This is a genomic window from Psychrobacillus sp. 05T411, assembly GCF_056396485.1.
Map to the genome: position 1 here is coordinate 1 of NZ_JBFTLO010000021.1, position 26,655 is coordinate 26,655.

The 26,655-nt window shown below is 35.9% G+C and carries 22 protein-coding genes; 15 read left to right on the forward strand and 7 right to left on the reverse strand.

The features are described 5' to 3' along the window. The first annotated feature begins 473 nt into the window (after window positions 1-473). Complete coding sequence (locus tag AC1DFT_RS15120; RefSeq protein ID WP_478159561.1) at window positions 474-2,396, forward strand: FUSC family protein; 1,923 nt, start codon at window positions 474-476, stop codon at window positions 2,394-2,396. A gap of 45 nt (window positions 2,397-2,441) precedes the next feature. On the opposite strand, the gene AC1DFT_RS15125 is transcribed toward AC1DFT_RS15120, so the two are convergent. Then, window positions 2,442-3,149 (reverse strand): thermonuclease family protein, encoded by a 708-nt coding sequence (locus tag AC1DFT_RS15125; RefSeq protein WP_478159562.1) that lies wholly within the window; start codon window positions 3,147-3,149, stop codon window positions 2,442-2,444. 112 nt (window positions 3,150-3,261) lie between these two features. Then, window positions 3,262-3,405, reverse strand: a complete 144-nt coding sequence (locus AC1DFT_RS15130; RefSeq protein WP_478159563.1) for a hypothetical protein — start codon at window positions 3,403-3,405, stop codon at window positions 3,262-3,264. Window positions 3,406-3,714: 309 nt separating this feature from the next. On the opposite strand from AC1DFT_RS15130, the gene AC1DFT_RS15135 reads away from it, so the two are divergent. Further along, window positions 3,715-5,103, forward strand: a complete 1,389-nt coding sequence (locus AC1DFT_RS15135) for an aldehyde dehydrogenase (protein WP_478159564.1) — start codon at window positions 3,715-3,717, stop codon at window positions 5,101-5,103. 14 nt (window positions 5,104-5,117) lie between these two features. Here AC1DFT_RS15135 and AC1DFT_RS15140 read toward each other — a convergent pair whose 3' ends face one another. Then, a complete protein-coding gene (locus AC1DFT_RS15140; protein ID WP_478159565.1) occupies window positions 5,118-6,341 on the reverse strand; it encodes an ATP-binding protein in 1,224 nt (407 codons plus the stop codon). Between the two features lie 469 nt (window positions 6,342-6,810). On the opposite strand from AC1DFT_RS15140, the gene AC1DFT_RS15145 reads away from it, so the two are divergent. From AC1DFT_RS15145 to AC1DFT_RS15165, 5 genes are all read left to right on the forward strand, one after another. Beyond that, window positions 6,811-7,860, forward strand: coding sequence for a M42 family metallopeptidase (locus AC1DFT_RS15145; RefSeq protein ID WP_478159566.1), 1,050 nt, complete (start codon window positions 6,811-6,813; stop codon window positions 7,858-7,860). Between the two features lie 88 nt (window positions 7,861-7,948). Next, complete coding sequence (locus AC1DFT_RS15150) at window positions 7,949-9,523, forward strand: peptide chain release factor 3 (RefSeq protein WP_478159567.1); 1,575 nt, start codon at window positions 7,949-7,951, stop codon at window positions 9,521-9,523. A gap of 1,095 nt (window positions 9,524-10,618) precedes the next feature. Next, on the forward strand, window positions 10,619-13,684 hold the full coding sequence (locus AC1DFT_RS15155; protein ID WP_478159568.1) for an efflux RND transporter permease subunit: 3,066 nt from the start codon (window positions 10,619-10,621) through the stop codon (window positions 13,682-13,684). 223 nt (window positions 13,685-13,907) lie between these two features. After that, window positions 13,908-14,699: a TerC family protein gene (locus tag AC1DFT_RS15160; protein ID WP_478159569.1), complete on the forward strand. Its 792-nt coding sequence runs from the start codon at window positions 13,908-13,910 to the stop codon at window positions 14,697-14,699. Between the two features lie 95 nt (window positions 14,700-14,794). Continuing rightward, window positions 14,795-16,147, forward strand: a complete 1,353-nt coding sequence (locus AC1DFT_RS15165) for a TrkH family potassium uptake protein (protein WP_478159570.1) — start codon at window positions 14,795-14,797, stop codon at window positions 16,145-16,147. A gap of 401 nt (window positions 16,148-16,548) precedes the next feature. Here AC1DFT_RS15165 and AC1DFT_RS15170 read toward each other — a convergent pair whose 3' ends face one another. After that, window positions 16,549-18,306 carry a B12-binding domain-containing radical SAM protein gene (locus AC1DFT_RS15170; protein ID WP_478159571.1) on the reverse strand — a complete coding sequence of 586 codons (1,758 nt, stop codon included), beginning with the start codon at window positions 18,304-18,306 and terminating at the stop codon, window positions 16,549-16,551. Window positions 18,307-18,519: 213 nt separating this feature from the next. On the opposite strand from AC1DFT_RS15170, the gene AC1DFT_RS15175 reads away from it, so the two are divergent. Then, window positions 18,520-19,569 (forward strand): ATP-binding protein, encoded by a 1,050-nt coding sequence (locus AC1DFT_RS15175; protein ID WP_478159572.1) that lies wholly within the window; start codon window positions 18,520-18,522, stop codon window positions 19,567-19,569. A gap of 76 nt (window positions 19,570-19,645) precedes the next feature. Beyond that, window positions 19,646-20,089 (forward strand): MarR family winged helix-turn-helix transcriptional regulator, encoded by a 444-nt coding sequence (locus tag AC1DFT_RS15180; RefSeq protein WP_478159573.1) that lies wholly within the window; start codon window positions 19,646-19,648, stop codon window positions 20,087-20,089. Between the two features lie 38 nt (window positions 20,090-20,127). On the opposite strand, the gene AC1DFT_RS15185 is transcribed toward AC1DFT_RS15180, so the two are convergent. The 3 genes from AC1DFT_RS15185 to AC1DFT_RS15195 all read right to left on the reverse strand — a co-directional run bounded on the left by AC1DFT_RS15185 (window position 20,128) and on the right by AC1DFT_RS15195 (window position 21,662). After that, the gene (locus tag AC1DFT_RS15185; RefSeq protein WP_478159574.1) at window positions 20,128-20,742 is read right to left on the reverse strand and encodes a hypothetical protein; all 615 of its coding nucleotides are present in this window, start codon (window positions 20,740-20,742) and stop codon (window positions 20,128-20,130) included. A gap of 54 nt (window positions 20,743-20,796) precedes the next feature. Then, window positions 20,797-21,408: a lysostaphin resistance A-like protein gene (locus AC1DFT_RS15190; protein WP_478159575.1), complete on the reverse strand. Its 612-nt coding sequence runs from the start codon at window positions 21,406-21,408 to the stop codon at window positions 20,797-20,799. Window positions 21,409-21,473: 65 nt separating this feature from the next. Continuing rightward, window positions 21,474-21,662, reverse strand: coding sequence for a YkvS family protein (locus tag AC1DFT_RS15195; protein WP_093264291.1), 189 nt, complete (start codon window positions 21,660-21,662; stop codon window positions 21,474-21,476). Between the two features lie 126 nt (window positions 21,663-21,788). Between AC1DFT_RS15195 and AC1DFT_RS15200 the strand changes: the two genes are divergently transcribed. From AC1DFT_RS15200 to AC1DFT_RS15225, 6 genes are all read left to right on the forward strand, one after another. Beyond that, a complete protein-coding gene (locus AC1DFT_RS15200) occupies window positions 21,789-21,977 on the forward strand; it encodes a hypothetical protein (protein ID WP_478159576.1) in 189 nt (62 codons plus the stop codon). A gap of 93 nt (window positions 21,978-22,070) precedes the next feature. Next, window positions 22,071-22,226 carry a Spo0E family sporulation regulatory protein-aspartic acid phosphatase gene (locus tag AC1DFT_RS15205; protein ID WP_478159577.1) on the forward strand — a complete coding sequence of 52 codons (156 nt, stop codon included), beginning with the start codon at window positions 22,071-22,073 and terminating at the stop codon, window positions 22,224-22,226. 20 nt (window positions 22,227-22,246) lie between these two features. After that, a complete protein-coding gene (locus AC1DFT_RS15210) occupies window positions 22,247-23,185 on the forward strand; it encodes an AAA family ATPase (protein ID WP_478159578.1) in 939 nt (312 codons plus the stop codon). After that, on the forward strand, window positions 23,182-24,336 hold the full coding sequence (locus AC1DFT_RS15215) for a DUF58 domain-containing protein (protein WP_478159579.1): 1,155 nt from the start codon (window positions 23,182-23,184) through the stop codon (window positions 24,334-24,336). Before AC1DFT_RS15210 ends, AC1DFT_RS15215 begins: the two co-directional genes overlap by 4 nt. Beyond that, window positions 24,336-25,577, forward strand: a complete 1,242-nt coding sequence (locus AC1DFT_RS15220; RefSeq protein WP_478159580.1) for a hypothetical protein — start codon at window positions 24,336-24,338, stop codon at window positions 25,575-25,577. Before AC1DFT_RS15215 ends, AC1DFT_RS15220 begins: the two co-directional genes overlap by 1 nt. Window positions 25,578-25,719: 142 nt before the next feature. After that, window positions 25,720-26,589: an NAD(P)-dependent oxidoreductase gene (locus tag AC1DFT_RS15225; protein WP_478159581.1), complete on the forward strand. Its 870-nt coding sequence runs from the start codon at window positions 25,720-25,722 to the stop codon at window positions 26,587-26,589. Window positions 26,590-26,655 lie beyond the last annotated feature (66 nt).

Below are 26,655 nucleotides of genomic sequence, written 5' to 3' on the forward strand. Positions count from 1 at the left end.
GCCATTTATTGGATGAATCCAATGGAAAAACCGGTTGAAATTTTGTTTTTTAACGGGATGATATGGATAATTGGGTAATTTCTTTTGATTTTCGCTACAATTGGGTAATTTCTTTTGATTTTCGCTACAGCCGTCGACTCCTGCCGGATGAGTGGGCTCATCGCTCACCCGGCGGAAAGCGTACGGCTGTAGCGAAAATCACATCGGATACCTCATTCAACTCATTACGTCGCAGTATCCCTATTATGTCCATTATTCCATGCAACTTCCCATATGCTAAAGTGGTGCAGAGTCAGGTGCTTGGACTTTGCTCTTGTTTTTAACCTATTGCAAACAATACAATGGCGGTTTGTACTTTAATTATTAATTACCTAAGTAAATACTGGTTCGTTTAAACGATTTCGGGGTATTATTATACGAATAGCGCTTCCATTTTTACCATCATAATTAAAATATAAAAGCAGGTGATGCGAATGAAAAATAATTTTTTTAAAGGATTAAGGGGATCTTTTGCTGTTAAAAACGCTCCCTTTCCTTGGATAAGGGCGATTTGTGCAGGAATATGTTCTTCTACACCTGTTATGTTTGGATTGCTATTAGGAAATTTCCAATATGGGCTACTTGCTGGAATTGGAGGATTCGCTTATCTTTACGTCTGGAATGAGCCATTTCCACAAAGAGCAAAGAAAATTTTTTTTGTGGCACTTGGTCTATCGGCTGCTATCKGTTTAGGCATTCTGACTGCCTCTTCACCAATTATATTTGCCATTTTGATGGGTCTAATAGGGGGGCTTGGAACGTTCATTTTTGGAGCATTAAAAGTTCCGGGGCCAGCTGCCATATTTTTTGTGATCGTTTTTGCGATGACTTCCGCTTCCAAACCTGATCCTGCACTCGCTTTAACGTATGCGGGTCTTGTTTTTTTAGGAGGGACTTTTGCTTGGTGCGTGGCAATGATCGGTTGGTTTTTTAATCCGCAAGGACCGGAAACAAATGCGGTGAAAAGAGTCTATTTAGAGTTAGCTTCTTTACTTCATTCGGTTGGAACAGAACAATTTAATGCGGCGCGTGAAAGTGTTGTAATAGCGTTAAAAGATGCTGAAGTAACATTGGTTGCAGGGTACGCTTCTTGGAATAGATCCATTAATTATAAACGATTGTATTTATTAAAAGATCAGGCTAGCTTTATTTTTTTCGATATTTTGGAAACGGTTGCAGAAGGAAGAAAACAGCTACCACCTGAGTTGGGACAAACAGTTGAAGCACTAGCACATTCACTTCATCCAAAAAAGAATACCGAAACTCGGGTTATTCTTCAGCCAGAAAAAGCGGATAAGGGAGTAGATCGATTATTTTCCAAAATCTATGATGCGGATGCAATTTTAAATGAACCAATGAAGAAAATCAATCAAAAAATAAGGATTTCAAAACCGAGGCTACGAAGTGTTTTTTCGGATGCGTTTGATAAGAACTCCATCGTGTTTATCTCTTCCCTAAAATATGGTGTAGTATTGATGATCGCATCATTGATTGCCTTCGCATTTGACTTTGACCGTTCGTATTGGATTCCAGTATCTTGTGGAGCGACGATGTTAGGTTCTACGATAATGAGTACGTTTCAACGGGGCATTCAGAGATCAATCGGAACAATTGTTGGTGTATTGATTGTCACGATAGTTCTTTCTTTTGGACCAACAGGTGTATGGGTTGCGTTATGCATTTTAGTGTTCAGCTTTTTCACAGAACTTTTTATAGTTCGAAATTATGTTTTTGCTGTAATGTTTATTACCCCAAGCTCAATATTAATAGCAGAAAATACGACACAAATCCATAATCTTTCTTACTTCGCCACTGCACGAATTACCGATATAATCATCGGTGTTCTCATTGGTCTTGCCGGTGTATTATTAATAGGGAGACGATCGGCATCGAGTAGACTTCCCCATCTAATAGCGAAAACGATTCGTAGTCAGTCCCAATTATTTTTTATGTTGTTTTCTGAACAAAATAGCGAGGTAAATGTAGATAAAAGCAAGGCAATAAATAAGTTAAGAACGAATTTGGTCAATTTACGAACCATTTATACAACCGCATTAGGGGAAGTACCAACGAACAAAGAAGCTTTAGAATTATTATGGCCAGCCATTTTTTCTATGGAACAGTTAGGGTATGTACTCGAATTTTCTTCCAATCATTCAAATAGACCAGTTCTATCGGATGAAGTGCTTGCTCAATTTCTTTTAGTGTTTGAGACGATGGCTAAAACGGTCGAATTACAATATCATGAGAAGAATAAACATGTGCCTAGTATAGAAGGATATTCTAAAATTCAACAAGAAATTATTTCTTTACAAGATGCACTTCAACTTTTCCAAAATCAAACACGACTTACGTAAAAATCCCAAGTACCTATAGTTAGGACTTGGGATTTTCGTATCCGATTATTCTCCGGATTTTTTGAAGCCGGCATTAACTGCTTCTTGTTCGGTACAAAACCATTCTTCTGGTTTAGTTTCTTCATAATGCTTGCCACTCGGGATATGATAAATTTTCTTTCCTTGACGATTAATATTGCCTTTTATTAGGCACACTCCATAATCATCGAAGTCACCTTTGTTATTTATCGCAGCAGTGTTAAATCCTCGATTTGTTACATAGCCTGCTGTCTCCCATATACCAATTTTTTCGTTTTTTGCTACTTCCTCTGCTTTTTCAAATGCCTCTATGTATGTTGTATTTGGAGGGAAGACGTAAGCTATTCTTGCTAATCCTTCTTCTAAAAGTGTTTCTTGGACACTAATGCCATCGACATAAATATAAGCGAGTGTTCGATTATAATCGTCTAGTCGATCTCCCACATCAAATTCAATGGATACTGATCCGCTATTTAGCAATTGTTTATTGCGGGATCTAGCTTCTTCCCCAAATGGCTGTTTACCGAGCGTTTTGTGATGTGTTTCAGGGGTATCAATTAGCAAGTACCGGATCGTTTCAACGTTTCCTTTATACTTTACTTTAATTGTATCGCCGTCTATTACATCTATAACCTCTACAGGTAATGTTCCGGGAATTTGTGTATATTCGTCTGAAGAAATCGCTTCACAACCGGATAGTATGCAAATACAAAAGAGTAAAATCCATTTTTTCATCTTCATCACCTAAAATAAGTTTAACATATAGAACAAGGGGAGAGATTATAATGAAAAAATCAGCTTCTCCTTTTTAAATGAAGGGAAAGCTGATTTTACGTAGAAAGTTTATTCAATTATTACTCTCCGTTTCGTCTAGGTCTTCTTTAAAATATAAAAACGCTTCTTCATCTAATTCAGTTAATCGTTCTTTGTTTAACCCCATTGCAAATGCACCTGTAAAAATTGGTTCCCACCATGTTTCTATTTCTGTCATGTTCATTTCCTCCTTTAGTTACTTTTATCCATTTGACATGTATATACCCTAACAAGTTTCACAAATAAACTGAATTTCTGAAAATGAATCAAATATCATGCGCCAAAAAGTAAGACTTATAGACTAATGGATTGAAATGCATCAAAAAGAATTTCTCTCTACATTAAGAGTATTCCACTTTATGTGTTTCCCATGTATTGCGATAAAAATATTTTTGGACACATCAGTCGCCATGTAATATTCTTTCTTATCCTAGAAACAAATAGTATGATTCTTTTAAAGCAAGTTATACATGAAGGGGATGTTTACGTGCGTTTTAATGAACAACAATTAGATAAAATAATGAAGGAACACCAAGTTTTTTTTAATACCGGAAGGACCAATTCAACCAAATTTCGCATCGATCAATTAACGAATTTAAAAAAATCCATAAAAAAATATGAAAAAGAAGTCATACAGGCATTATATCAGGACTTGAGAAAAAGTGAGTTTGAAGCTTATACAACAGAAATTGGTTTAGTGTACGATAATTTAACATTTATGATAAAACATTTGGAAAAGTGGATGGAGCCCAAACAAGTAAAAACGCCTCTTGCACTTATGCCTTCGAAAAGTTTTATCGTGCATGATCCATATGGAACGGTGTTAATTATTGCGCCGTTTAACTATCCTTTCCAACTAGTAATGGAGCCCTTACTTGGAGCGATAGCTGGAGGGAACTGCGCGGTAATAAAACCATCCGAAGCAACTCCCCATACAACAAAGATCATTCAAAAAATAATAGCTGAGGCATTTGATCCAACCTATATTCGAGTAGTGGAAGGAGAGAAAGAAGAAACTTCTTTACTCATACATGCTCCATTCGATTTTATCTTTTTTACAGGCAGTGTGAAAGTTGGAAAATTAGTGATGAAAGCAGCTGCAGAAAGACTGACACCTATTGCGCTTGAATTAGGTGGGAAAAGCCCGGCAATTGTAGATCACACAGCAAATTTAGAAGTAGCTGCGAAAAGAATTATTTGGGGGAAACTCATAAACGCAGGTCAAACTTGCATTGCTCCTGATTATGTCGTAGTACAGGAAAAGGTAAAAGAAAAATTTATCGGGCTTTTAAAGGAAGCTATTATACAGTTCTATGGTGATTCGATTCAAGATAGTCCGGACCTCGGTAGAATGGTTAATATAAATCATTTTAATCGCTTACAAGAAATCTTAGAAAAAGAAAAAGATCAAATTATTTTCGGTGGAAAAACAGACAGTATTGATTTGTATATCCAACCTACCTTGCTTACAGGAGTAGATTTTTCCAGTCCATCTATGGAAGATGAATTATTTGGTCCAATATTACCGATTATAGGTTACACAGATCTATCGGCTATCATTCATCAAATTCGTAAATTGCCAAAACCACTTGCGGCGTATATGTTTAGCGAGCATAAGGGTGCCCAAAACTATTTTTTACAAGAGCTTCCGTTTGGAGGAGGATGTATAAATGATACGATTTCACATGCGGGAAGTGCTTATTTACCTTTTGGAGGAGTAGGTAATTCTGGGGTTCAAGCGTATCACGGAGAAGCCAGTTTTACTTTATTTACACATCAAAAATCTATCTTGAAAAAAAATACATCTATCCCTGTTAATATTGTATTTCCACCATATAAAAATAAAGTGAAATTAGTAAGAGGATTATTAAAATAAAAAAGAGCCGCCAATTAGCGGCCCTCTTCTAATGTAAGGGGGAGTTGAATGGTTACAACAGTTCCTGTTTCCATTCCGCTTTCGATTAAGATTTTCCCTCCATGTTCGGTAATAATCTTCTCGGAAATCATCATTCCTAGCCCAGTTCCTTTTTCTTTTGTTGTAAAGAAAGGAGAAAATATATTTTGAAGCGTTTCCTCGTCCATTCCAACCCCATTATCTGCGATTTTTATCATGACGAAATCGTCCTGTGTTATGGTGCTAGTGATTCCAATTTTTCCATTTTGACTTATTGACTCAATAGCATTTTTTAGAATATTCGTGAGCACTTGTTTCATTTGCGTTTCTTCCCCAAATATACAGGCATCTCCAGCTAACCACTCGTTGGAGTAGACAATTCCTTTTATATTCAACTCGGATTGAAATAACATGAGAATATCGTCAATTGTTGTTTTTAAATGATACTTTTTAGCCATTGCTAAATGCGGCTTAGCCAAAATAAGGAATTCACTAATAATATAGTTAATGCGTTCAATTTCTTTTTCGATAATTTTAGTGTAACTATAATACGGAGACTTGGGATCGCCACTCATCAATTGGATAAATCCAGAAATTGCCGTCATCGGATTCCGCTCTTCATGTGCCACACCCGCCCCCATTTCACCTGCCATCTTTAGTTTTTCTGATTGTAATAGTAATTTCTCCGCTTCTTTTTTATAGCTAACATCTCTACTAATGACAGATGACGCAATTAATTCACCGTCATGATTATAAATAGGTGACAATGTTAGTTCCGCATCAAATATGGAGCCATCTTTTTTTATCTGTTGCGTTTCTAATAAGTTATAACTTACCCCCTCACAAATTTCTTTCAATCGAAGCTTGACAATTTCTTTCATTTGTATTGGAAAGTGTAAAACATTTTGCCCAACAATCTCTTCTCTTTTCCAACCATACAATTGTTCGAAAGCTGGATTTACTTCCATTACTTTATTGTTCATGTCAAACACTGCAATACTGTCTTTTGCATTATCAAAAAATAATTGTAAATATCCTTCCCTCGAGTTGAGCTCTTTACGCATAGACTGATTTTGAATGGAAAGATTTGACCAATACCTTTTCTCAAATAAAGTATTAATAATGGAAGTAGATATGATTATAAGTAAAAGGAAGATAAAAATAGATAAGTCATAAAAAGTTAGATTCAGGTCATAAGCTGGACGTTGAAAATAAATCAAAAAGTATATTTCCAATAATGTAATAATAAAAATTACAACCCGTGGTAAAATAGAATGGTACAAAATGGCGATATAAATTGGATATATAAAAAAGAGAATAAAAGCAATCTCATCACTATTAATGTTCGTAAGAAAAGTATAGAAATTAGAACATATTAAGAGTAAATAAGGGGTTATAGCCCCTTTTAAATTACTAAAATAAAGGGACAATAAAATAGCTAAGTAGCATAGGATGCTTAATAATATGAGCTTTTCTTCAAAACCATGTAATATTATGACTATTATGAAATGTAATGAAGTAAAAAAAAGCAAATATTATGTAGAAAAGCTTGTTTTGATAAGCATGAAATTTGTCCATTATGCACCCCTAAGTCAATTATTAATTTTTATAATACCTTATTAAATAGTTTCTGAAAATATCAGAATTTGGTAAGATAAAGAAATGTTTGAAATATAGGAGGAGTAATGTATGTCATATTTATTTCAAGAAAGAGAAACGGTTTCATTATTAAAACAATTAGTGGAAATTCCAAGTCCGTCAGGCTATACAAAAGAGATTATGGATTTTATGGAGAATCTATTAAAAGACCTTCAAATTACTTATACTCGAACGAACAAAGGTGCGTTAATCGCTACGATCAAAGGAGAAGACGATACAAGACATCGATTATTGACGGCTCACACAGACACACTAGGGGCAATGGTAAAAGAAGTAAAATCCAGTGGAAGACTAAAACTCTCCATGGTGGGGGGCTTCAATTGGAATGCTGTAGAAGGAGAATACTGTACGATTCATACAGCGAGCGGTAAAAAAATCCGTGGAACGATTCTCATGCATCAAACTACTGTACATGTATATAAAAATGCTGGTGCGCTTCCAAGAGATGAGCAAAATATGGAAGTTCGAATAGACGAAAAAGTAACCAATGCAGAAGGTACACGAAAACTCGGGATAGAAGTAGGCGATTTTGTCTCATTTGATCCTCGTTTTGAAGAAACGGATACTGGATTTATCAAATCTCGCCATTTAGATGATAAAGCAAGCACTGCTTTACTGCTTCAACTGATTAAGTCATTAAAAGAAAATAATATAGTGTTACCACATACGACACATTTTTATATTTCGAACAATGAAGAAATTGGATACGGTGGAAACTCAAATATCCCAGCGCAAACAGTGGAATACATTGCTGTAGATATGGGCGCAATCGGCGATGGTCAAACATCCGATGAATATACAGTTTCTATTTGTGCAAAAGATTCTTCCGGACCATATCATTATGAATTAACCCGTCAATTAGTGGAGCTTGCGCAACAAGGAAATATTGACTATAAATTAGACATTTATCCGAACTATGGTTCCGATGCATCCGCTGCTATTCGAGCTGGATTTGATGTGAAGCATGCATTATTTGGTCCAGGAATTGAAGCCTCTCATGCATACGAACGTACTCATATAGACTCACTAAAAAATACAGCAGAGCTTTTATATGCATATATAAACACAAAAATAAGTTAAGAATCGGGTCAAACCGATTCTTTTTTACTTGTTTTTTTTGCCTTAAATCCATATGATAAATAAGTGAATAAGAAGGAGATATAACAGAATGGATATAAAAACACAAGATGAAATATTAAAAAGAAGAACCTTTGCAATTATTTCCCACCCGGATGCTGGTAAAACAACTATTACGGAAAAGCTTTTATACTTTGGTGGAGCTATTCGTGATGCAGGAACCGTAAAAGGGAAAAAGTCTGGGAAATTTGCAACGTCTGACTGGATGGAAATCGAGAAACAACGTGGAATTTCCGTTACATCGTCCGTTATGCAATTTGACTTTAATGATTGCCGGATTAATATATTAGATACACCTGGGCACCAAGACTTCAGTGAAGACACATATCGTACATTAATGGCCGTCGATAGCGCTGTCATGATTGTCGATGCTGCCAAAGGGATTGAAACACAAACATTAAAACTATTTAAAGTTTGTCGTATGCGTGGTATCCCGATTTTCACCTTTATTAATAAGTTAGACCGCCAAGGGAAAGAGCCGCTAGAACTAATGGAAGAATTAGAAGAAGTACTAGGGATCCAGTCTTACGCGATGAACTGGCCAATAGGTATGGGAAAAGAGTTTTTAGGAATTTATGATCGCTACAATAACCGAATCGAACAATTCCGTACAGATGAATCAGAACGCTTCCTGCCTTTAGATGAAGAAGGGGAATTAGCGGTCGATCATTCTATGAAACAAACTTCCTATTACACACAGGCAATGGAAGATATAATGCTTTTAAATGAAGCGGGAAATGATTTTGATAAAGAAAAAGTACTTGCAGGAGATTTAACACCTGTATTTTTTGGAAGTGCTTTAACGAACTTCGGGGTTCAAACTTTTTTAGAAACATACTTACAATTTGCACCGACACCTCAACCTCGTAATACGGACACTGAAGAACAAGTTAGTCCTTTAAATGAAGAATTTTCTGGTTTCATTTTCAAAATTCAAGCGAATATGAATCCGGCTCACCGAGATCGTATTGCATTCGTTCGCATAGTTTCCGGTAAATTTGAAAGAGGCATGACAATAACTCTAGCACGTACAGGCAAAACATTTAAAGTAACGCAATCCACTCAATTTTTAGCGGATGATCGTGAAATAGTAGAAACTGCTGTCGCGGGAGACATTATCGGACTTTATGATGTTGGTAACTATCAAATCGGGGATACTGTAGTTGGCGGGAAAAAAGGTTTTAATTATGAGGCACTTCCTCAATTTACACCTGAGTTATTCGTAAAAGTAACGGCGAAAAACGTATTAAAATCCAAACACTTCCATAAAGGAATTTTGCAGTTAGTACAAGAAGGTGCGATTCAATATTATAAAACGCTCCACACAGAAGAAGTTATTCTAGGAGCAGTAGGACAGCTTCAATTTGAAGTGTTCGAGCATCGTATGAAAAATGAATACAATGTCGAAGTTCGCATGGAGCCAATCGGATCGAAAGTAGCTCGTTGGATTGAGAACGAAGAAGATGTAAAAGAGTCTATGACTGGTCCGCGAAGTATGCTTGTTAAAGATCGCTATGATCAATATGTGTTCTTATTCGAAAATGAGTTTGCAACACGTTGGTTCCAAGACAAGTATGAGCATATTAAATTGTATAATCTACTTTAATCAGCAAGAGGTCAACCTAATCATTAGGTTGACCTCTTTTATGTTCTAGAAAATATTGAAATTGATAATGGGTGTACAATTTTCTTTAAGCAGCATAAGTTATGCCACTTTATAGAACGTAGTATAGGGAAACTGCGACGTAGTGAGTTGAATGAGGTATCCGCTGGGATTTTCGCTGCAGGACGGACGCTTTCCGTGGGGTGAGTGATGAGCCTTCACCGCCGCTTGCGCGTACGTTGTGAAGTCTCATCTTACTCAGGCAGAAGAACAAAGGCTAAGAACGCCACATCGTGTGGCAACGCCTTCGTGACCAACATCGTGTTGGCCTCCACTGGAGTCGCCGCCTGCAGTGAAAATCAATGGAAATTGCTAAAATATTGGGATCCCATATTAACAATAAATAGTTGAACGAGACAATATCCACTGCGAACGCGACAATAAGGCAGCTGAACACGACAAACTAGTCGAGTAGATGCCGGACAGGCGTGTTAGGCGGGCTTTAGTACATATAACTCCTATAATAGGTCGGAATTATAGTTGTATCACATCAAGTAAAGAGCTATTTTGAGAATTGGTTGCTTTCACGATTAATTTGGTTGCTCTCGTGCTGATTTAGTTGCTTTCGTAGTAGAACTGGTTGCTCCCAGTGATCGGTTGGTTGCCCTAATCCATTTATTGGATGAATGCAATGGAAAACCTGGTTGAAACTTTGTTTTTTAACGGGATGATATTGATAATTGGGCAATTTTTTTTGATTTTCGCTACAGGCGGCGACTCCTGCCGGATGAGTGGGCAAATGAGCCATCCCAACGTACGCCAAAGCGGCGGGGATGGCTCATCGCTCACCCGGCGGAAAGCGTCCGACAGCAGCGAAAATCATAGTGGCCACCTTATAAGACTCTTTACGTCGTAGTTTCCCTATAATGTGCGTTAATGGATTCATCGATCCAACCTTCAAATCGCAAGCTAGACACCTAAATTCGCAAGATACCCCATACAAACAGAATCCACCTTCAATTTTCACTCATAATAAATTTGAACTCTTTCTTTCCAAAGCATATGATAGTAATAGCAAATAAGAAGGTGGACGCGCGAATGAACATAAGTAATTTTTCCATAAAAAGACCAGTATTTACAACTGTTATCATGTTCTTAATCATCATTTTAGGAGCAGTTTCTTTTTTCAAAATACCAACCACACTTATTCCTAACTTGAATCCTCCAGTAGCGGTTGTTGTGACGAGTTATCCTGGGGCAAGTCCAGTCGAAGTGAATGAAAAAATTACAAAGCCACTCGAAACTTCGTTAAGTACATTGCCTGGGATTAAATCCATAAAAAGCACTTCTCAAGAAAGTGCCAATTTTATCTTACTAGAATTTGAATGGTCTACTAATATGGAAGACGTCGAACTGGATGTGATGCAACGCCTAGATATGACGGTCTTACCAGAGGATGCTGCAAAGCCGCAGTTTTTAAAATTTGACCCTGCCCAATTTCCGGTAATTCAACTCGCCTTAAGTGGAACAAGTACTGGTGAGGATATTCGTTTTGTAGCTGAAAGACTTGAAAAAGATTTGATTAGCACGGAAGGTGTAGCAAGTGTTAATGTATCTGGTGCGATTATAGAAGAAGTGCAAATTCAACTAAATCAGCCTGCATTAGAGGAAAAAGGGCTTACTCAGGCGGATATCGTACAACTAATCCAAGCAAATAATGTATCGCTACCTGGAAATCCAATCGAAACGGTTGATAAAAAAACACTTACTACTCGAATTGTTAGTACACTGTCAACAGTGGATGACATAAAAAATCTAGTTATTACTGTAAATCCGCTTGATGGGAAAAAAGTAACAATTGCAGATGTTGCTACAGTCGAGCTAACCGAACAAGTACAAAATTCGGAAACGAGAGCTAATGATGAACCAGCCGTTTTACTTTCTGTTTTTCAAGAATCTAGTGCAAATACTGCCAGTGTTTCAAAAGCATTTCAACAAGCATTGGACGAGCAGCTTGCAAAAGAATCTTACAGTGACATAAAAGCAAATATTTTATTTGACCAAGGGGAATATGTAGAAATAGCAGTGGACAATATTGGGACAAGCCTTATTTCAGGCGCGTTTTTAGCAATGCTTGTATTATTCGTCTTTTTAAGAGGTATTAAAAGCCCAATTATTATAGGTATCGCTATTCCATATTCCGTTATCGTGACATTTGTTTTGATTTACTTTGCTGGATTCACCTTAAACATTATGACGTTAGGTGCATTGGCGCTTGGTATTGGTATGTTGGTAGATAACTCCATTGTTGTAATAGAAAATATCGAAAGGCATTTAGGATTAGGTAAGCGACCGAAAGAAGCAGCTTTGATCGGTACAAAGGAAGTTGCTAGTGCAATCATTGCTTCCACTTTAACGACGGTAGCGGTTTTTGTACCGGTTTTATTTTTATCTGGCTTGATTGGTCAAATTTTCACGGAATTTGCATTAACTATTTCCTTCAGTCTGTTTGCCTCATTAGTTGTAGCACTAACAGTTGTTCCAATGATGGCGAGTAGAATGTTGAAGAAAGAAAAAGGAAATATAGAAGCAAAAAGACGTCGGTCGAAGGCTTATAATAATTTTGAGCGAACGATCAAATGGGCATTATCCCATCGTGCAATTATTCTTTCGATGACAGTTCTACTATTAGTTATTTCTACGTTCGGATTATTCCGTATAGGCACGGAATTTTTACCTGCAACGGACGAAGGTTTTGTGACAATTGCAGTGAGGTTAGAAAATGGCGCTAATCTAGCTGCTACAGATGAAGTAGTAAAAAATATAGAGCAACAATTACAAAAAGAAAATGATGTGGAAGTTTACGTAAGCTTTGTCGGCGGCAGTCAAGAAGGTCAGTCAAGAGGAACTTCGATGTCCAATAGGGCAGAAATATATGTGAAAATGATTCCTTTGGAAAAAAGAGAGCGTTCTATTTTCGCATTTGTAGAAGAATTGCAGCCGAAAGTAAAAGAGATAGCTGGAGAAAATGTTGAAGTGAACTTTAATATGCAAACTGCTGCAGGTTCAGCTCCAAACTCCATTTCTTTTACAATTTCTTCGGTAGACAATGAACATCTTACGAACGCAGTGCATGCGATTACAAATGAAGTAGAAGAAATGCCAGGTGTCACTAGTTTTAGAAATGATTTAACGGAAACCATAGAAGAAGTTCAAATTACTATTAAACGAGATGCTGCAACAGAATATGGATTTGCGCCCATTCAAATAGCCCAAACAGTCAATAATGTAACAAGAGGGGCATTTGCTACGCAAATAATTTCAGAGCAAGAAGAGGTATACGGCGTTTATGTCCAATATGATGAAGCATTTCGAAGCAGTGTCGACCAATTGAAACAGTTGAAGCTTAGAACCCCTTCCGGTCAATATATTGCTCTACAAGATGTGGCGGATATTGAAATTGCAGAGGGTCCACTAACTTTACGTAGAGTGAATCAGGCAGGTGCGGTTACTTTTACGATTAAGTATGAGTCGGCCTATTCTTTAGGGGCAATGTCCGATATGATGGATGAAGCAATTGATAATGCTGCACTCGCAGATAATGTTATTGTTTCCTTTGGTGGCGATAGAGAGTTGTTAGATAATGCGAAAAATGATATGATTTTGGCTGTTTTATTGGCAGTTGTGCTAGTTTATATCGTCATGGCGGCACAGTTTGAATCTTATAAATATCCGTTTGTTATTATGTTTACAGTACCTCTTATTACAATTGGTATATTTGTCGGTTTATTTACGGCAGCTACTCCAATAAGTATTTCTGCAGTTATCGGAATTTTAATATTGGTAGGTATCGTCGTCAATAATGGCATTGTTTTAGTGGATTATATAAATAAGCGAAAAGCACAGGGCATGGGATCATATGAAGCGATCACAACATCGGTAAAAGATCGAGTGCGGCCGATATTAATGACTGCATTGACAACCATTTTAGGGCTAGTTCCGCTCGCTTTGGGAATAGGAGAAGGAACGGAAATAAATCAACCTATGGGAATTACAGTCATAGGTGGTCTAATCAGTTCCACATTTTTAACATTATATGTCGTTCCGGTAATTTACAGTTTGTTTGATAAAGAAACTAGGAAAAAAGCCACGCCTTACAATTAAGTAATATATGTTTACAAATGGAAAAAGGGTCTGTATAATAAATATCAAATAGAATACACTTTTGACGTATGTCAAGGGGGAGTAGCTATAGGGAAACCTATTTCATAGTCGTCATTACATGGCTTTTGCCATCGGTTATGATAGCAATTATTAAATTTGCTTAGCAAGACCTTTGCCTTTTTTTTAGGCAAGGGTCTTTTTATTTGCAAAAAGGAGGATATTGATGGATTTAGGAATTTTGTTGGAGTATGGTTGGGTATTACTTGTTCTAGTTGGACTAGAGGGGTTACTTGCAGCCGATAATGCCGTTGTAATGGCTGTTATGGTAAAACATTTACCGAAAGATCAGCAGAAAAAAGCGTTATTTTATGGATTACTTGGTGCGTTTGTCTTTAGATTTCTAGCTTTATTTATGATCACGTTCTTAGTGAATATTTGGCAAGTCCAAGCAATTGGGGCAGCTTACTTATTATTCATTTCCATTAAACATATTTATGATCAGCGGAAGAGTAAAGACGATGATGAATCCGATGAATTAGAAGAAGACGGTTCAGAAAAAGTAAAAAAAGGTTCTGGCTTCTGGATGACTGTATTAAAAGTAGAGCTAGCGGATATTGCATTTGCAATTGATTCTATGCTAGCAGCCGTTGCCATTGCCGTTACATTACCACATGTGAGCGATTTTGATATTGGTGGTATAAATGCTGGACAATTCTCTGTAATGTTCTTCGGTGGAGTAATTGGACTGATAATTATGCGATTTGCTGCACATAAATTTGTTAAATTATTAGAAAAATATCCTTCACTTGAAACAGCAGCATTCTTAATCGTTGGATGGGTAGGGGTTAAACTTGCAGTATTAACACTGTCACATCCAGGTGTTGGATTACTAGATGAGCATTTCCCACATTCTACAGTATGGAGTATTATATTCTGGACAGTATTATTTGTTATTGCTATTGGTGGTTATGTACTTGGAGTAGCAAAACATAAAAACGTTCAATCAGGTAAATAATATATGTAAAGCATAAAAAGTTAGTTTTAACTATCTTTTTATGCTTTTTTTTTTTACAATGAGTTAACAGGAAAGTCTGAAAGGAATTAATATGAATGAAACAATCGCTTCTTAAACTAAAAACTAAATTTACTCCTGCTCAAGCTATCGTGACCTATTATTTTATTGCTATTGCCGTTTCCGTCATACTGCTTAGTTTACCGGGGGTACATAGGCCAGGGGTAGAGGTAGACTTTATAGATAGTTTATTTACAGCCGTAAGTGCAGTAAGTGTTACTGGACTTACAACGCTTAGTATTGTTGATACATACAGCGTATTCGGATACATTATGATCATATTTATTTTACAACTTGGTGGCATCGGGATCATGTCATTAGGCACTTTTATTTGGCTTATTTCCGGTAAAAAAATTGGATTACGAGAAAGACAACTGATTATGGTTGATCACAACCAACCAACCTTGTCAGGCGTCGTACACTTAATAAGAGAAATTGTAAAAATTCTTTTGTTAATACAACTAATCGGTGCAATTTTATTAACATTATATTTTACGCAATATTATGATTCATATGAGGAAGCATTGATACATGGGATTTTTACTTCGGTTTCGGCAACTACCAATGCTGGACTAGATATTACGGGACAATCTTTACTGCCATATCATAATGATTACTTCATCCAAATTATTACGAGCTTTTTAATCATTTTTGGTGCAATTGGATTTCCTGTTCTAATAGAAGTAAAAACGTTTTTAAAAAATAAAAACAAAAATTTTCGTTTTTCTTTATTTACAAAGCTTACGACGATTACGTATGGTATTTTATTACTATTTGGAACGGTTATGATTTTCTTACTAGAAATGTTCAATTCTTTTAAAGGGATGTCGTGGCATGAAAAGTTTTTTACAGCCTTTTTTCACTCCGTTTCGACAAGATCTGCAGGGTTAACAACGTTTGATGTAACGCTTTTTAACGAGGGAACTAACTTTTTAATGAGTGTGCTCATGTTTATCGGGGCTTCCCCAAGTTCTGTTGGTGGGGGAATACGGACAACGACTTTTGCAGTTGCACTATTGTTTTTGATCAATTTTTCAAGAGGAAAAGACAGTATTCAAGTTTTTAACCGAGAAATCCAATTGATTGATGTTTTCCGAGCTTTCGCAGTAATTATTTTAGCATTAATAATGGTTTTCGCAGCAACAATTTTACTGTCTGTTACAGAACCAGATATCCCAATTACAACCTTAATATTTGAAATTACTTCTGCTTTTGGAACATGCGGAATGTCTCTTGGAATAACTGGTGATTTGTCAGATATAGGGAAAATAACGATGATGGTACTTATGTTTGTCGGGCGGGTAGGCATGCTTTCTTTCTTGTTTTCACTAGGAGGAAAAAGTAATAAAACCAAATATCAATTCCCGAAAGAACGAGTGATTATTGGATAAAAAAACAACCCAAAAATTTCTTTTTTCACTTGTACGTTTTCGGTTCGCTTTGTACGGAATAATCACTACAACTTTACCATGGGATAAGTGTAGCAGGAAGTGACGAAGTCACTTCCTGCTACACTATTTTCGATAATCTTGTTGTGGATATTTAAAGGAGCACAGTCTAAGTACGCGACATCGTGGTGCTCCTGCGCAAAGCTCGTCGCAAAATAAAAGAACATTTCGCAACGACTGTGTGACCTGCATCGTGCATCCCTACACATAAAGAAGTCTCGATAATGGTGTAGAACTGGCTTTCGTTCAAAGCACTCCAAATGCAAATATACTTTGTGTGCCTTGAATGTTATCACACTAATAACCACAACATACTGAATAGTTTTAGTTGATAAAAGATGGACTTAAAGGGTACTCTGCAAATTACTTTGTTCAATCATAGAAAAATGAGGAATTTCACTTTTACCAAAAGTAGTTAGTAAATAACCATCTTTTTCTTTTATTATTCCATCTTTATAAGCATCCACGCAAATAGAAATTGGTGTAATAAATGTCTGCTTATATAATTCACGTTCATTTAACTGAAAAGTAACAAACTCATTTCCTGCAACCGAAGGCTCATCTACTAGTTGCTTATACAACATAGACTGTTCTTCTTTATCCAAATCATTTATCCACCAAGGTTTCCGCGGTTGGAATTTTTGTTTCGATAAATAATCGAGTTTCATGACACTTTGAATAGTAGGTAATGAAATATTTTCTAATCCTCGTAAAAACGAAAATAATCGGGAATATAAATCTTCTAGCTGATGCCCAATCCTAGACCAATTTCTTTCTTCCCAATATGTCCCGAATTGTTGGAAAAAGTCGAATGGTGTCTCGAATACATGTGTGAATAAATATTCAAGTGTATTATCCATTCGATGTGCATTCCAATATTTTTCAAGCACATCTTCTACTTGTTTAATACGAAGAATATCTTCGAATGTTAAAACATTATTAGAAAAAATTTCATAAGGTGCTTGATCGACAAATACATAGCCGTATTTTGGCGCTTCTACACGTAACCCAGTACCACGAAGTAGTTTTAAAAAACCTAGCTGCAACTCTTCTGGTCGCATATCGAATACTTCATTAAATGTATTTCTAAACGAATGGTAATCTTCCTCAGGTAGACCGGCGATTAAGTCTAAATGCTGATCGATTTTTCCGCCATCTTTAACCATTGTGACAGTACGCTTTAGTTTTTCAAAGTTTTGTCTACGTTGCACAAGTTCGTTTGTTAAATCATTTGTAGATTGAACTCCAATTTCGAAACGGAAAAGCCCAGCAGGTGAATTGTCGTTTAAAAATTGGATAACTTCCGGACGCATAATATCTGCAGTTATTTCAAACTGAAACACTACACCAGGTAAATGTTCATCAATGAGAAACTGGAACATTTCCATCGCATAACTACGACTAATATTAAAGGTTCTATCGACAAATTTTATTATTCTTGCGCCATTTGCCATTAAGAAACGAATATCTTCTTTTACTTTATCCCGATTAAAGTAACGGACGCCGACTTCTATAGAAGACAAGCAAAATTGGCATGAGAACGGACAACCGCGACTTGTTTCAATGTATACGACTCGTTTTGATAAGTTTGGAATATCTTCTGTAAAACGAAATGGCGAAGGGGAGTTTCGTAAATCTAATTTTGGTGGTAGCGGATTTAGCATAAATTTGTCGTCTTGTACATAAGCTACACCAGGAACATCATTTAATGTTTGCTTATTATGCAAGAAGTTTAACAACTCTTTAAATGCATGCTCGCCTTCTCCTACTACAATATAATCAATTTCTTTTATTTGACGTAACCAGATGTTCGTATCGTATGAAACTTCGGGGCCGCCTAAAATGATTGTGATAGAGGGATCTACAGTTTTTAACATTTTAATTACTTTAATCGTTTCTTCGATGTTCCAAATATAACAGCTAAATCCAACTATATCCGGTTTTTTTTGATATAGATCTGCAACGATATTGTATGTCGGATCTTTAATCGTATATTCGACTATTAGGGGGGAATATTCTGGTTCAGCGTAAGCTTTTAAACAGCGTAAGGCTAAATTTGTATGAATGAATTTTGCATTCAGGGTTGTTAATATTATATTCATTATTCATAACTCCTTCTTTTGTATAACCATTGTAACAGCGAAATTTGATGTCGACAATATAGCTGAAAAGCACCATATCAATAATAGAGATATTGTGAAATAATCAGAATTAATGAACATTTCGGTGGTTTTAGGTTTGTAATATTCATTGTATAGTATTTATCTATATTTTTAAATTCATTCGCAATGAGAGGTTTGGTGAAGGGTGTGCTAGTGGAGTATGAATACAGACAGAAATTCGAACATATATTTGAGTTTTTTTCTAATGGTCTCCTTTTTGTTGATAAACAAGGAATAGTGCTAGAAATTAATGCACAAGTGGAGGAAATATTACAAATAGATAAAAAGAAAGTAATTGGCTTTAGCGCTTTGAAGATTATGGATTTGTTTGTATTATCCTATGAAAGGAAAAAGGCGTTTGTTAGCGAAATCCTTCGATTTGGTCATGCGGAGCTTTTTAGTGAAATTCGAACTTACTTAGGAGAGTTAAAATACATTCATGTGAAAGTATCAAAACAAGAAGACACCAATATATATTTAACAGAGATTCATGATGAATCCGAAAAGATTCAGATGAAAAAACGTTTAAATCATACGGAATCACTAAGCACAATCGGTCAATTAGCGGCAAGTATTGCGCATGAAATACGTAACCCAATGACATCGTTAAAAGGATTCACGCAATTGTTACAACAAACGACGAATGATGATGGAAAAAGGTATTTAGCCGTCATTAATGATGAAATAAAACGCATGGAAGAAATTTTAACGGAGTTTTTAGAAGTGTCTAAACCAACAAGTAATAAGTTTGAGTGCTTCAATTTACAAGAAGTAATAGTAGAAGTGTCCAATTTTATGGCACCACAAGCACTATTGAAAAATATAGAAGTAATCCTTTCTCTAAAAACAGAAAGCTTATCCGATTTTGTAGGAGATCGAAATTTAATCAAACAAGTTTTTATGAATTCGATAAAAAATGCCATTGAAGCTATGCCAAAAGGCGGAAATATAAATATAACTATGTCGTACACAGAAGAGAAAGATATCTGTGTCGAGATCAAAGACCAAGGTMAAGGAATAGAAACGGACAAACTAGATAAAATATTTGATCCGTTTTTTACAACAAAGTCTGGAGGGACAGGGCTAGGGTTGTCACATAGCCTCCAAGTAATCCAATCTCATGGAGGAACAATCGAAGTAGAAAGCGAAGAAGAGGTAGGAACTTGCTTTAAATTTATTCTTCCACTGCGAAAAGAAATTTAAGCCTATTTTGACAAGAATATAGGATAACCTATATAATAATAGCTAATGTCAATTTTATAGGTGAGGATGACTAAGAATGACAAATGAACAACCGAACAATGCATTAAAGCTTTTTGTTGTATTGTCTCGTGCTCATAAGGTAATACATGAATGTACTAATCAGTTTTTTCAAGAAAATGGATTAAACCCGACAGAATTTGCCGTGTTGGAACTTCTCTATCATAAAGGAAAACAACCGCTTCAACAAATTGGTAATAAAATATTGTTAGCAAGTGGTTCTATTACTTATGTAGTGGATAAACTAGAAGGACGTGGGTATATAACTCGCGTTTCTAGTGCTACTGACCGACGTGTTACATATGCGGAAATCACAAAAGAGGGTACAACATTTATGGATGAACTTTTTCCAAGACATGAGCAACAACTGAAACAATTGATGGATGTTTTATCGGAAGAAGAAAAGGAACAAGTGATAGAGATTCTAAAGAAATTAGGATTATCTATTAAGAACCTTTCTTAGCAAAAAAAAAACTTCGAGCCAGTTAAGGCCCGAAGTTTTTATTTTGCTTGTATAGTTGAAGCCATTTTGACAAAGTTCTGAACCGCTTGTGATTCTATTGTATCGAATACAGTAAGTTTTACGAGTAATCCTTCTCGTTCAAATGTATAGCCAAAAACTTTTCCATCAGGTGTATCTATTTGATAAGCACTGATATTTTCAATCGAATCGTTGGTTGGTATTAGGCTTTGATCAGTGATTTCTTCTAAAGTTCCACTATCGTTAGAAGCTTGCATTGTGTCCATTAAATTCTTTGTAATATCATCAATCGTTGCATCATCTGTATTAAATGTTTCGATTCGCATGGATTGTAAGTCATTTTCTTGATTGAATAGTAAATCTTTATTTGGTTCTTCAGCAGTTAGTTCATAGCCATCTATTACTGTTATCGCGTAATTTTGTGTTTCACTTTCTGTTTGAGTACCTTCAAGCTCTACTTTTGGTAAAGTGATACTTTCCGTTTCTCCTTCAGCTTGCGTCTCTTCTTTGATGTTTTCGGTATTGTCATTAGGTGTAGACACTGGATCTTGACTTTCATTTGCGGTGTCCGTTCCACAGGCTGCAAGTAAGATTGTTAGTAAAAGTATGGAAAGAAACGTATATACTTTTTTCATGTTGATTCAGCTCCTTTTTTAAATAGACGTATAAGTTATAATAATGTTGCATTTTTAAGTAAATGGTATTATTAGGAAAATTAGTATGAGCATCGTGATATGAGCTAAAATAATTAATGGCATACTTTTTTTCCATTCGTATAATAAGCCGAAAACGATTCCGACGACGAAAGCTGCCAATACACCTAACCAAAATCCGCTAAAAGCAAATGACATACTAAATAGTGCTGCACCCACGATGATAGCAAATATCGGTGGGAGATATTTTTTTAATTGTTGCTGTATAAATCCCCTCCAGAAAATCTCTTCACCTGGGGCAATTATAAATAAAAGTAACAAGTAATGCCATATGGATGAAGGCCCAAATTTATTGATAAAAGAATGGATACTTTTGGTGGATATAATTGGAGTAAAGTCGATCAGTTTATATCCAATGAATAAAAGGGCATATGTGAGTGCTCCAAAAGCTATACTAAGGAAAAGATAGCGAACTGTATTTAGTTCATCTTCTATTTTAACCTTATAATAAGCAAGTGACATAAGGAATAGAGTAGTAAAGGTATAAAAATACCAAAAAACTTTCTCGTTTGAAAAGGTTAGCCAAGCAAAGGCGTAAGCAAAAATAAGGGGAATTATTAATCGTATAATTGGTATTTGACGAAACATAAAAAGCACATCCTAACTATAATTCAAAAGCCGTTCTTCTTATAGTGAGAGGAACGGCATGACGTTTAATCTTCATTACTATATAATATTTTATAACGCTTGTGATTAATCACAGTTTTTTCTTCCATTTCTAGTTCATTAAAGTTTTCCATAAATGTCAAATTGACAATAACAGAGTTCTCATTCACTTTTTCAACAATACCTTGCAAACCATCTTTAAACTCAACAACATTACCAACTTCAGCTATTTTCATAGATTGTTCCATCCCCTTTTAGAACTTAATACAATACAGTTTGCCCTAAAAAAAGGTATACGTAAAGTATTTTAACCAAAAGTATTGAAAGTATACATGATTAGTAATAAGAAAGGAATGCTTTAGATGAATTCATACGAAGAAAAATTGAATATGTTACAAAGTGGTGACGTTGATATGTTAGAGGTTTCCAAAGCTGATTTTTTATCTTTTCGAGAAGTTTTAGTAAAAAGGGAGGATTTTAAGCACTTTTCGGGAAAGGCAACGCAAGGTGGGGATATAATTTATACGTATTTACAAGTCGCTAGAAGCTAACTCGTTTCTAGTCTCCCGAAAAGCAAATGTTTAGAGTTTATATACAAAAGGTATACTGCAATAGATGTACATTTTGTAAAGGGGCGTTTTTTTATGGTGAAGGAATTATTAAGAAAATTAGAATTGACTAGAGAGAAAATGATTCAAGCTGCCTTGGAAAAAGGAGTTTCCCATAAAGAAACGATTGAACTTAGTGAAGAGCTTGATAGACTTTTAAATGAATATGAAACAAATAGTAAACAAAATTAGTTCACTAGGGAGAATTGTTCATGCATAATATAAAGCGATTACAAGGGGAGTTAAATAAAGCGATTATCGGAAGGGAAAAAGAAATCGATTTCATGTTAATGGGGTTATTAGTACAAGGGCATGTCCTCTTAGAAAGTGTACCAGGTTCAGGAAAAACAATGATGGCGAAAGCTTTTGCAAAAGTTATACAAGGGGAGTTTAAACGATTGCAATTTACCCCGGACGTATTACCATCGGATGTAACTGGTATTAGTTTTTTTCATCCACAAAAACAGTCCTTTATCCTTCGTCTAGGACCTGTAATGAGCAATATATTGCTTGCGGACGAGATTAATCGTGCTACACCAAGAACACAATCTAGTCTACTGGAAGCGATGGAAGAAAAACAAGTATCAATTGATGGGGAAACGATTAAATTGCCATTTCCTTTTATGGTCATTGCAACACAAAACCCCGTTGAATCACAGCAAGGCACATTCCCACTTCCTGCTGCGCAATTAGACCGTTTTTTATTTAAACTGTCGATTGGTTATCCAACTTTTACGGAGGAAAAAATCATCTTACAACAGTTTGGACGCTCACCTGGAGCGATACACGTACAAGAAGTAGTCTCATTAGAACAAATAGAAAAATGGTCACAACAAGTAAAAGAAGTGGCCGTGCATGAGGATATTTTGACTTATATTATACAAATCGTACATAGCACAAGAAATCATCCATACATAGAATTAGGATTAAGCAGTCGAGCATCACTAGCGCTTCTTCAAGCGGCTAAAGCGAATGCCTTTATAAATAACCGAATGTTCGTTACTCCAGACGATGTGAAAAGGGTAATAGATCCTGTTTGTCTACATCGTATGAAACTCTCCACTGAGGGGATGTTAATCCACGATACGGCAGAAGTGATGAAAGAACTTTTAAACACGGTTGAAGCACCTGTTGAGGCAAATACTCGATGAACTGGATTCGTAGAGATTTTGGGATACATCATATGCAAAACTATATGCAAATTTTAGTTGTTTCATTGATACTTAGTTTTTTATTTAAGCTGTATCTCCTTTTTTCTGTTTTTTCGTTTTTACTTATTATTGCTCTATTGAACATGTATTATTTCCGGCAAGTCGGAGAGAGGCTTGAACTGGTCAATGAAAAGAAGAGAATCCGTTTACTTAAAAGTACTACATCACATTTAGAACTAACATTTCAAAACAAAGGGGTACCGATTTGGAATGCAACTCTTTTAATCTCATTTTCGACTTGTATAGCACCAAATGGGATTAGCCATACAACAACAGCAGGTTTTCACGAAGTAAAGTTGCCTCTTTCTATTGGCTATAAAAAGCAAGTAACTGTAAAGATTCCAATTGAAGGAATGCATAGGGGCCTTGCACGGATAAAACAAATTGAATTACAAATTCCCCATCCTTTAACAGATGGGTCTATATTGCTCGATTTTAAGCCAATGATCCTTATAGATGCTATCGTTTATCCACAAATGCATAAGATGGAAGATAAGCTCATCCCATCTAGACTAAAGGAAGGCTATTTACAATTGAACTCTTCCTTATATGACGATCCATTTTTCCCAGTAGGAACAAGAGAATATGTACCTGGCGACCAATTTCATCATATTCACTGGAAGGCAAGTGCGAAAACGCAACAGCTACAAACGAAAGTGTTTACGAAAGTAGCGAATGTCTCTATCTTATTCATCGTCAATGTAAAGGAGAAATTCGGGGTAGTTATTGATTTTGAAGAAAAAATCGAGTGGCTTGCGTCTCGTATGGAGGCTTGCTATAAAAAAGATATTCCTTACTCTTTTGCTATCAATATTCGTACTTATGGGAAATTCCCTTTAGTATATTTACCTTTAGGGACTGGAGATGCACATCGTAAACAAGCATTGGAACTTCTCTCTATCTTGTCACGAAGTGATAGTTTAATCCCTTTTGAAAGGGTTTTAGCATACATAGATAGCAATGTGGAGTTACCCGTTGCGGTCAGTATCATGACACATCAAATAGAACAGTATGCACCCTTCTTAAGTCGCCTAGAACATCGTACGAATGTTTTATATGAAACGAGTAGTCTTTCAGAGGGAGTTTTATAATGCAGCATTCGACTATTAGTTTAAAGATTCAGGCTCAATCATTTGGGAACTATTTGCGGGATATATGGTTTGTAGCCCTACTTTTTGTATTAATACAACATCAAACGGCGATAATTCTACCATTTCTTTGGATCGGACTACAAATGATTATAGCTATTGTTAGCCTAGTGATAGTTAGAAAAAGTGGTCCAAATAGAATTTTTCCGTTTGTTATCCCTTTTTTCATTCTTTTGACCTTGTTTTTTTTTGATGCTCCAATTTTACTGTATGTAGTGAGTGTTGTATTTTCTATATGGCGAATACAGTCTAGGTTTAATACGAGTCAAGAGGGCCAAATGATGGATAATCCATTTACGCTTTTTTATTTTTTGGCGTTTTTAGGAATCCATTTTGTTAGCTATCTCTTAGGATATGAAGATTATCATTTTGTGCTTTACACAGTGTTTTTAGCTGGTATAGCGCTTTTTGGGGGAGTACGATTATTGGCCGTTTCGATGAATGCGGACAAATACCATGCGCTAACGAAAAATAGTTTATCCGGTATCTACTTGCTTCTCATAGTTGTAGTGGTCAGTATATCTAGTGGTATTTATTTTATTATCCCAACATTACGTAAACTGCTCGATTTGCTATTAGAGACGGTACTTCGTGTCGCAATCATTCCTATTGCTCCTGTAATCGGGTACTTAGAAGATTTCTTAAAAGGATTGCAAATAAAACAACCCGAAGAAGGCGAACGCATCCCAATAGGGGAACAAGCGGAAATCGAAACGAAAGAATTAGCGATGAATGAAACATTTGCAAATTTCCCCGTAGAATGGATTTTCATAGGATTATCTATCATTGCTATTTTATTTTTTAGTGGCTACTTATGGAGAAATAAACCAAAGAATTTAGAACTAGAAATGCACAATGTTCAATATGAAAATAAACAAATGGATGAGGAAGAAGAAAAGCAAACAAAACAATTGAACTCCTTGTATCAAGTGGAAACTTCTTCGTTGCGAGAGAAATATGCACAGTTTGAATTAGAAGCCCATACCTATGATTTAGAAAGAAATAGAAGCGAAACAGTTAGGGAATGGTTTAAACGCATGCAATGGCAAGTAGAACCTTCATTTTTTAGCATATACGAAGAAGTAAGATATGGTGGACAAATGATTAGTTCGGAAAAAGCGGAATTGTTCCTGAAAAACTTAGAAATAATAAAAAAAGAAAGTTTTTTTAAAAAAGATGTTTAAGAAGTTTTGAAAAGGGCATATTAATAAAGAACACAGCAACATTCTCATTTCCCCCTTTTTAAAGGATCATCCAAAAGCTATTTGGATGGTCCTCTTTTTTTGGTACACTAGAAGTATGAAAATACGATTTGGGGGATATGACATGACAACAAAATGGAAAACTGGATTTATCGGTACGGGTGTAATGGGGAAAAGTTTAGTAAAGCATTTACTAAATGCTGGTCATGAAGTTGTTATTTATACAAGAACAAAGGAAAAAGCAAAAGAACTAATTTCACTAGGAGCTACTTGGGTCGAGCGTGCAAGTGACGTTGCAAGTAATGCACAATTTGTATTTACAATGGTAGGCTATCCACAGGATGTAGAAGAGATCTATTTTGGAGAGAATGGTATTTTTGCTGCAGACAATAAAGGATTAGTTGTGACCGATCTGACAACATCCACACCAACCCTCGCTCAAAAAATAGAAGTAGCTGCAAAAGAAAGAGGAATGCTGGCGCTCGACGCACCGGTTTCAGGTGGAGATATTGGAGCACAATTAGGAAAATTATCGATTATGTGTGGTGGGGAAAAAGAAACGTTTGAAAAAGTGTTGCCACTTCTAAACCTTTTTGGAGAAACGATTATTTTACAAGGCGTTGCTGGAGCTGGGCAGCATACGAAAATGTGTAACCAAATAACAATTGCAACAGGAATGATAGGAGTTTGTGAAGCATTAGCGTATGGACAAAAAGCAGGACTCGATTTAGAACAAGTGTTACGTTCCATCTCAACAGGAGCAGCCGGTTCTTGGTCATTGAGTAACTTGGCTCCTCGCATGATAGCAGGTAACTTTGAACCGGGTTTCTATATGAAGCATTTTGTAAAAGATATGAAAATTGCGCTAGAAGAAGCAGAAAAAATGAACATACAACTCCCAGGACTACAACTCGCAAAATCAATGTATGATGAATTAGTTGCGAAAGGTTATGAAGATAATGGGACACAAGCACTTATAAAATCATACGATTGAGATAGGAGCTTTTAACTACTGTATGATACAATCTACTTATCGCAGTGTTATTAGAAAGGACGATTC

Coding starts and splice junctions, on each gene's coding strand:
- AC1DFT_RS15125 (WP_478159562.1), bottom strand. CDS start 3,149: ATGAAAAAATGGATTTTACTCTTTTGTATTTGCATACTATCCGGTTGT.
- AC1DFT_RS15130 (WP_478159563.1), bottom strand. CDS start 3,405: ATGACAGAAATAGAAACATGGTGGGAACCAATTTTTACAGGTGCATTT.
- AC1DFT_RS15145 (WP_478159566.1), top strand. CDS start 6,811: ATGTCATATTTATTTCAAGAAAGAGAAACGGTTTCATTATTAAAACAA.
- AC1DFT_RS15150 (WP_478159567.1), top strand. CDS start 7,949: ATGGATATAAAAACACAAGATGAAATATTAAAAAGAAGAACCTTTGCA.
- AC1DFT_RS15155 (WP_478159568.1), top strand. CDS start 10,619: ATGAACATAAGTAATTTTTCCATAAAAAGACCAGTATTTACAACTGTT.
- AC1DFT_RS15160 (WP_478159569.1), top strand. CDS start 13,908: ATGGATTTAGGAATTTTGTTGGAGTATGGTTGGGTATTACTTGTTCTA.
- AC1DFT_RS15165 (WP_478159570.1), top strand. CDS start 14,795: ATGAAACAATCGCTTCTTAAACTAAAAACTAAATTTACTCCTGCTCAA.
- AC1DFT_RS15170 (WP_478159571.1), bottom strand. CDS start 18,306: ATGAATATAATATTAACAACCCTGAATGCAAAATTCATTCATACAAAT.
- AC1DFT_RS15180 (WP_478159573.1), top strand. CDS start 19,646: ATGACAAATGAACAACCGAACAATGCATTAAAGCTTTTTGTTGTATTG.
- AC1DFT_RS15185 (WP_478159574.1), bottom strand. CDS start 20,742: ATGAAAAAAGTATATACGTTTCTTTCCATACTTTTACTAACAATCTTA.
- AC1DFT_RS15190 (WP_478159575.1), bottom strand. CDS start 21,408: ATGTTTCGTCAAATACCAATTATACGATTAATAATTCCCCTTATTTTT.
- AC1DFT_RS15195 (WP_093264291.1), bottom strand. CDS start 21,662: ATGAAAATAGCTGAAGTTGGTAATGTTGTTGAGTTTAAAGATGGTTTG.
- AC1DFT_RS15200 (WP_478159576.1), top strand. CDS start 21,789: ATGAATTCATACGAAGAAAAATTGAATATGTTACAAAGTGGTGACGTT.
- AC1DFT_RS15205 (WP_478159577.1), top strand. CDS start 22,071: ATGGTGAAGGAATTATTAAGAAAATTAGAATTGACTAGAGAGAAAATG.
- AC1DFT_RS15210 (WP_478159578.1), top strand. CDS start 22,247: ATGCATAATATAAAGCGATTACAAGGGGAGTTAAATAAAGCGATTATC.
- AC1DFT_RS15215 (WP_478159579.1), top strand. CDS start 23,182: ATGAACTGGATTCGTAGAGATTTTGGGATACATCATATGCAAAACTAT.
- AC1DFT_RS15220 (WP_478159580.1), top strand. CDS start 24,336: ATGCAGCATTCGACTATTAGTTTAAAGATTCAGGCTCAATCATTTGGG.
- AC1DFT_RS15225 (WP_478159581.1), top strand. CDS start 25,720: ATGACAACAAAATGGAAAACTGGATTTATCGGTACGGGTGTAATGGGG.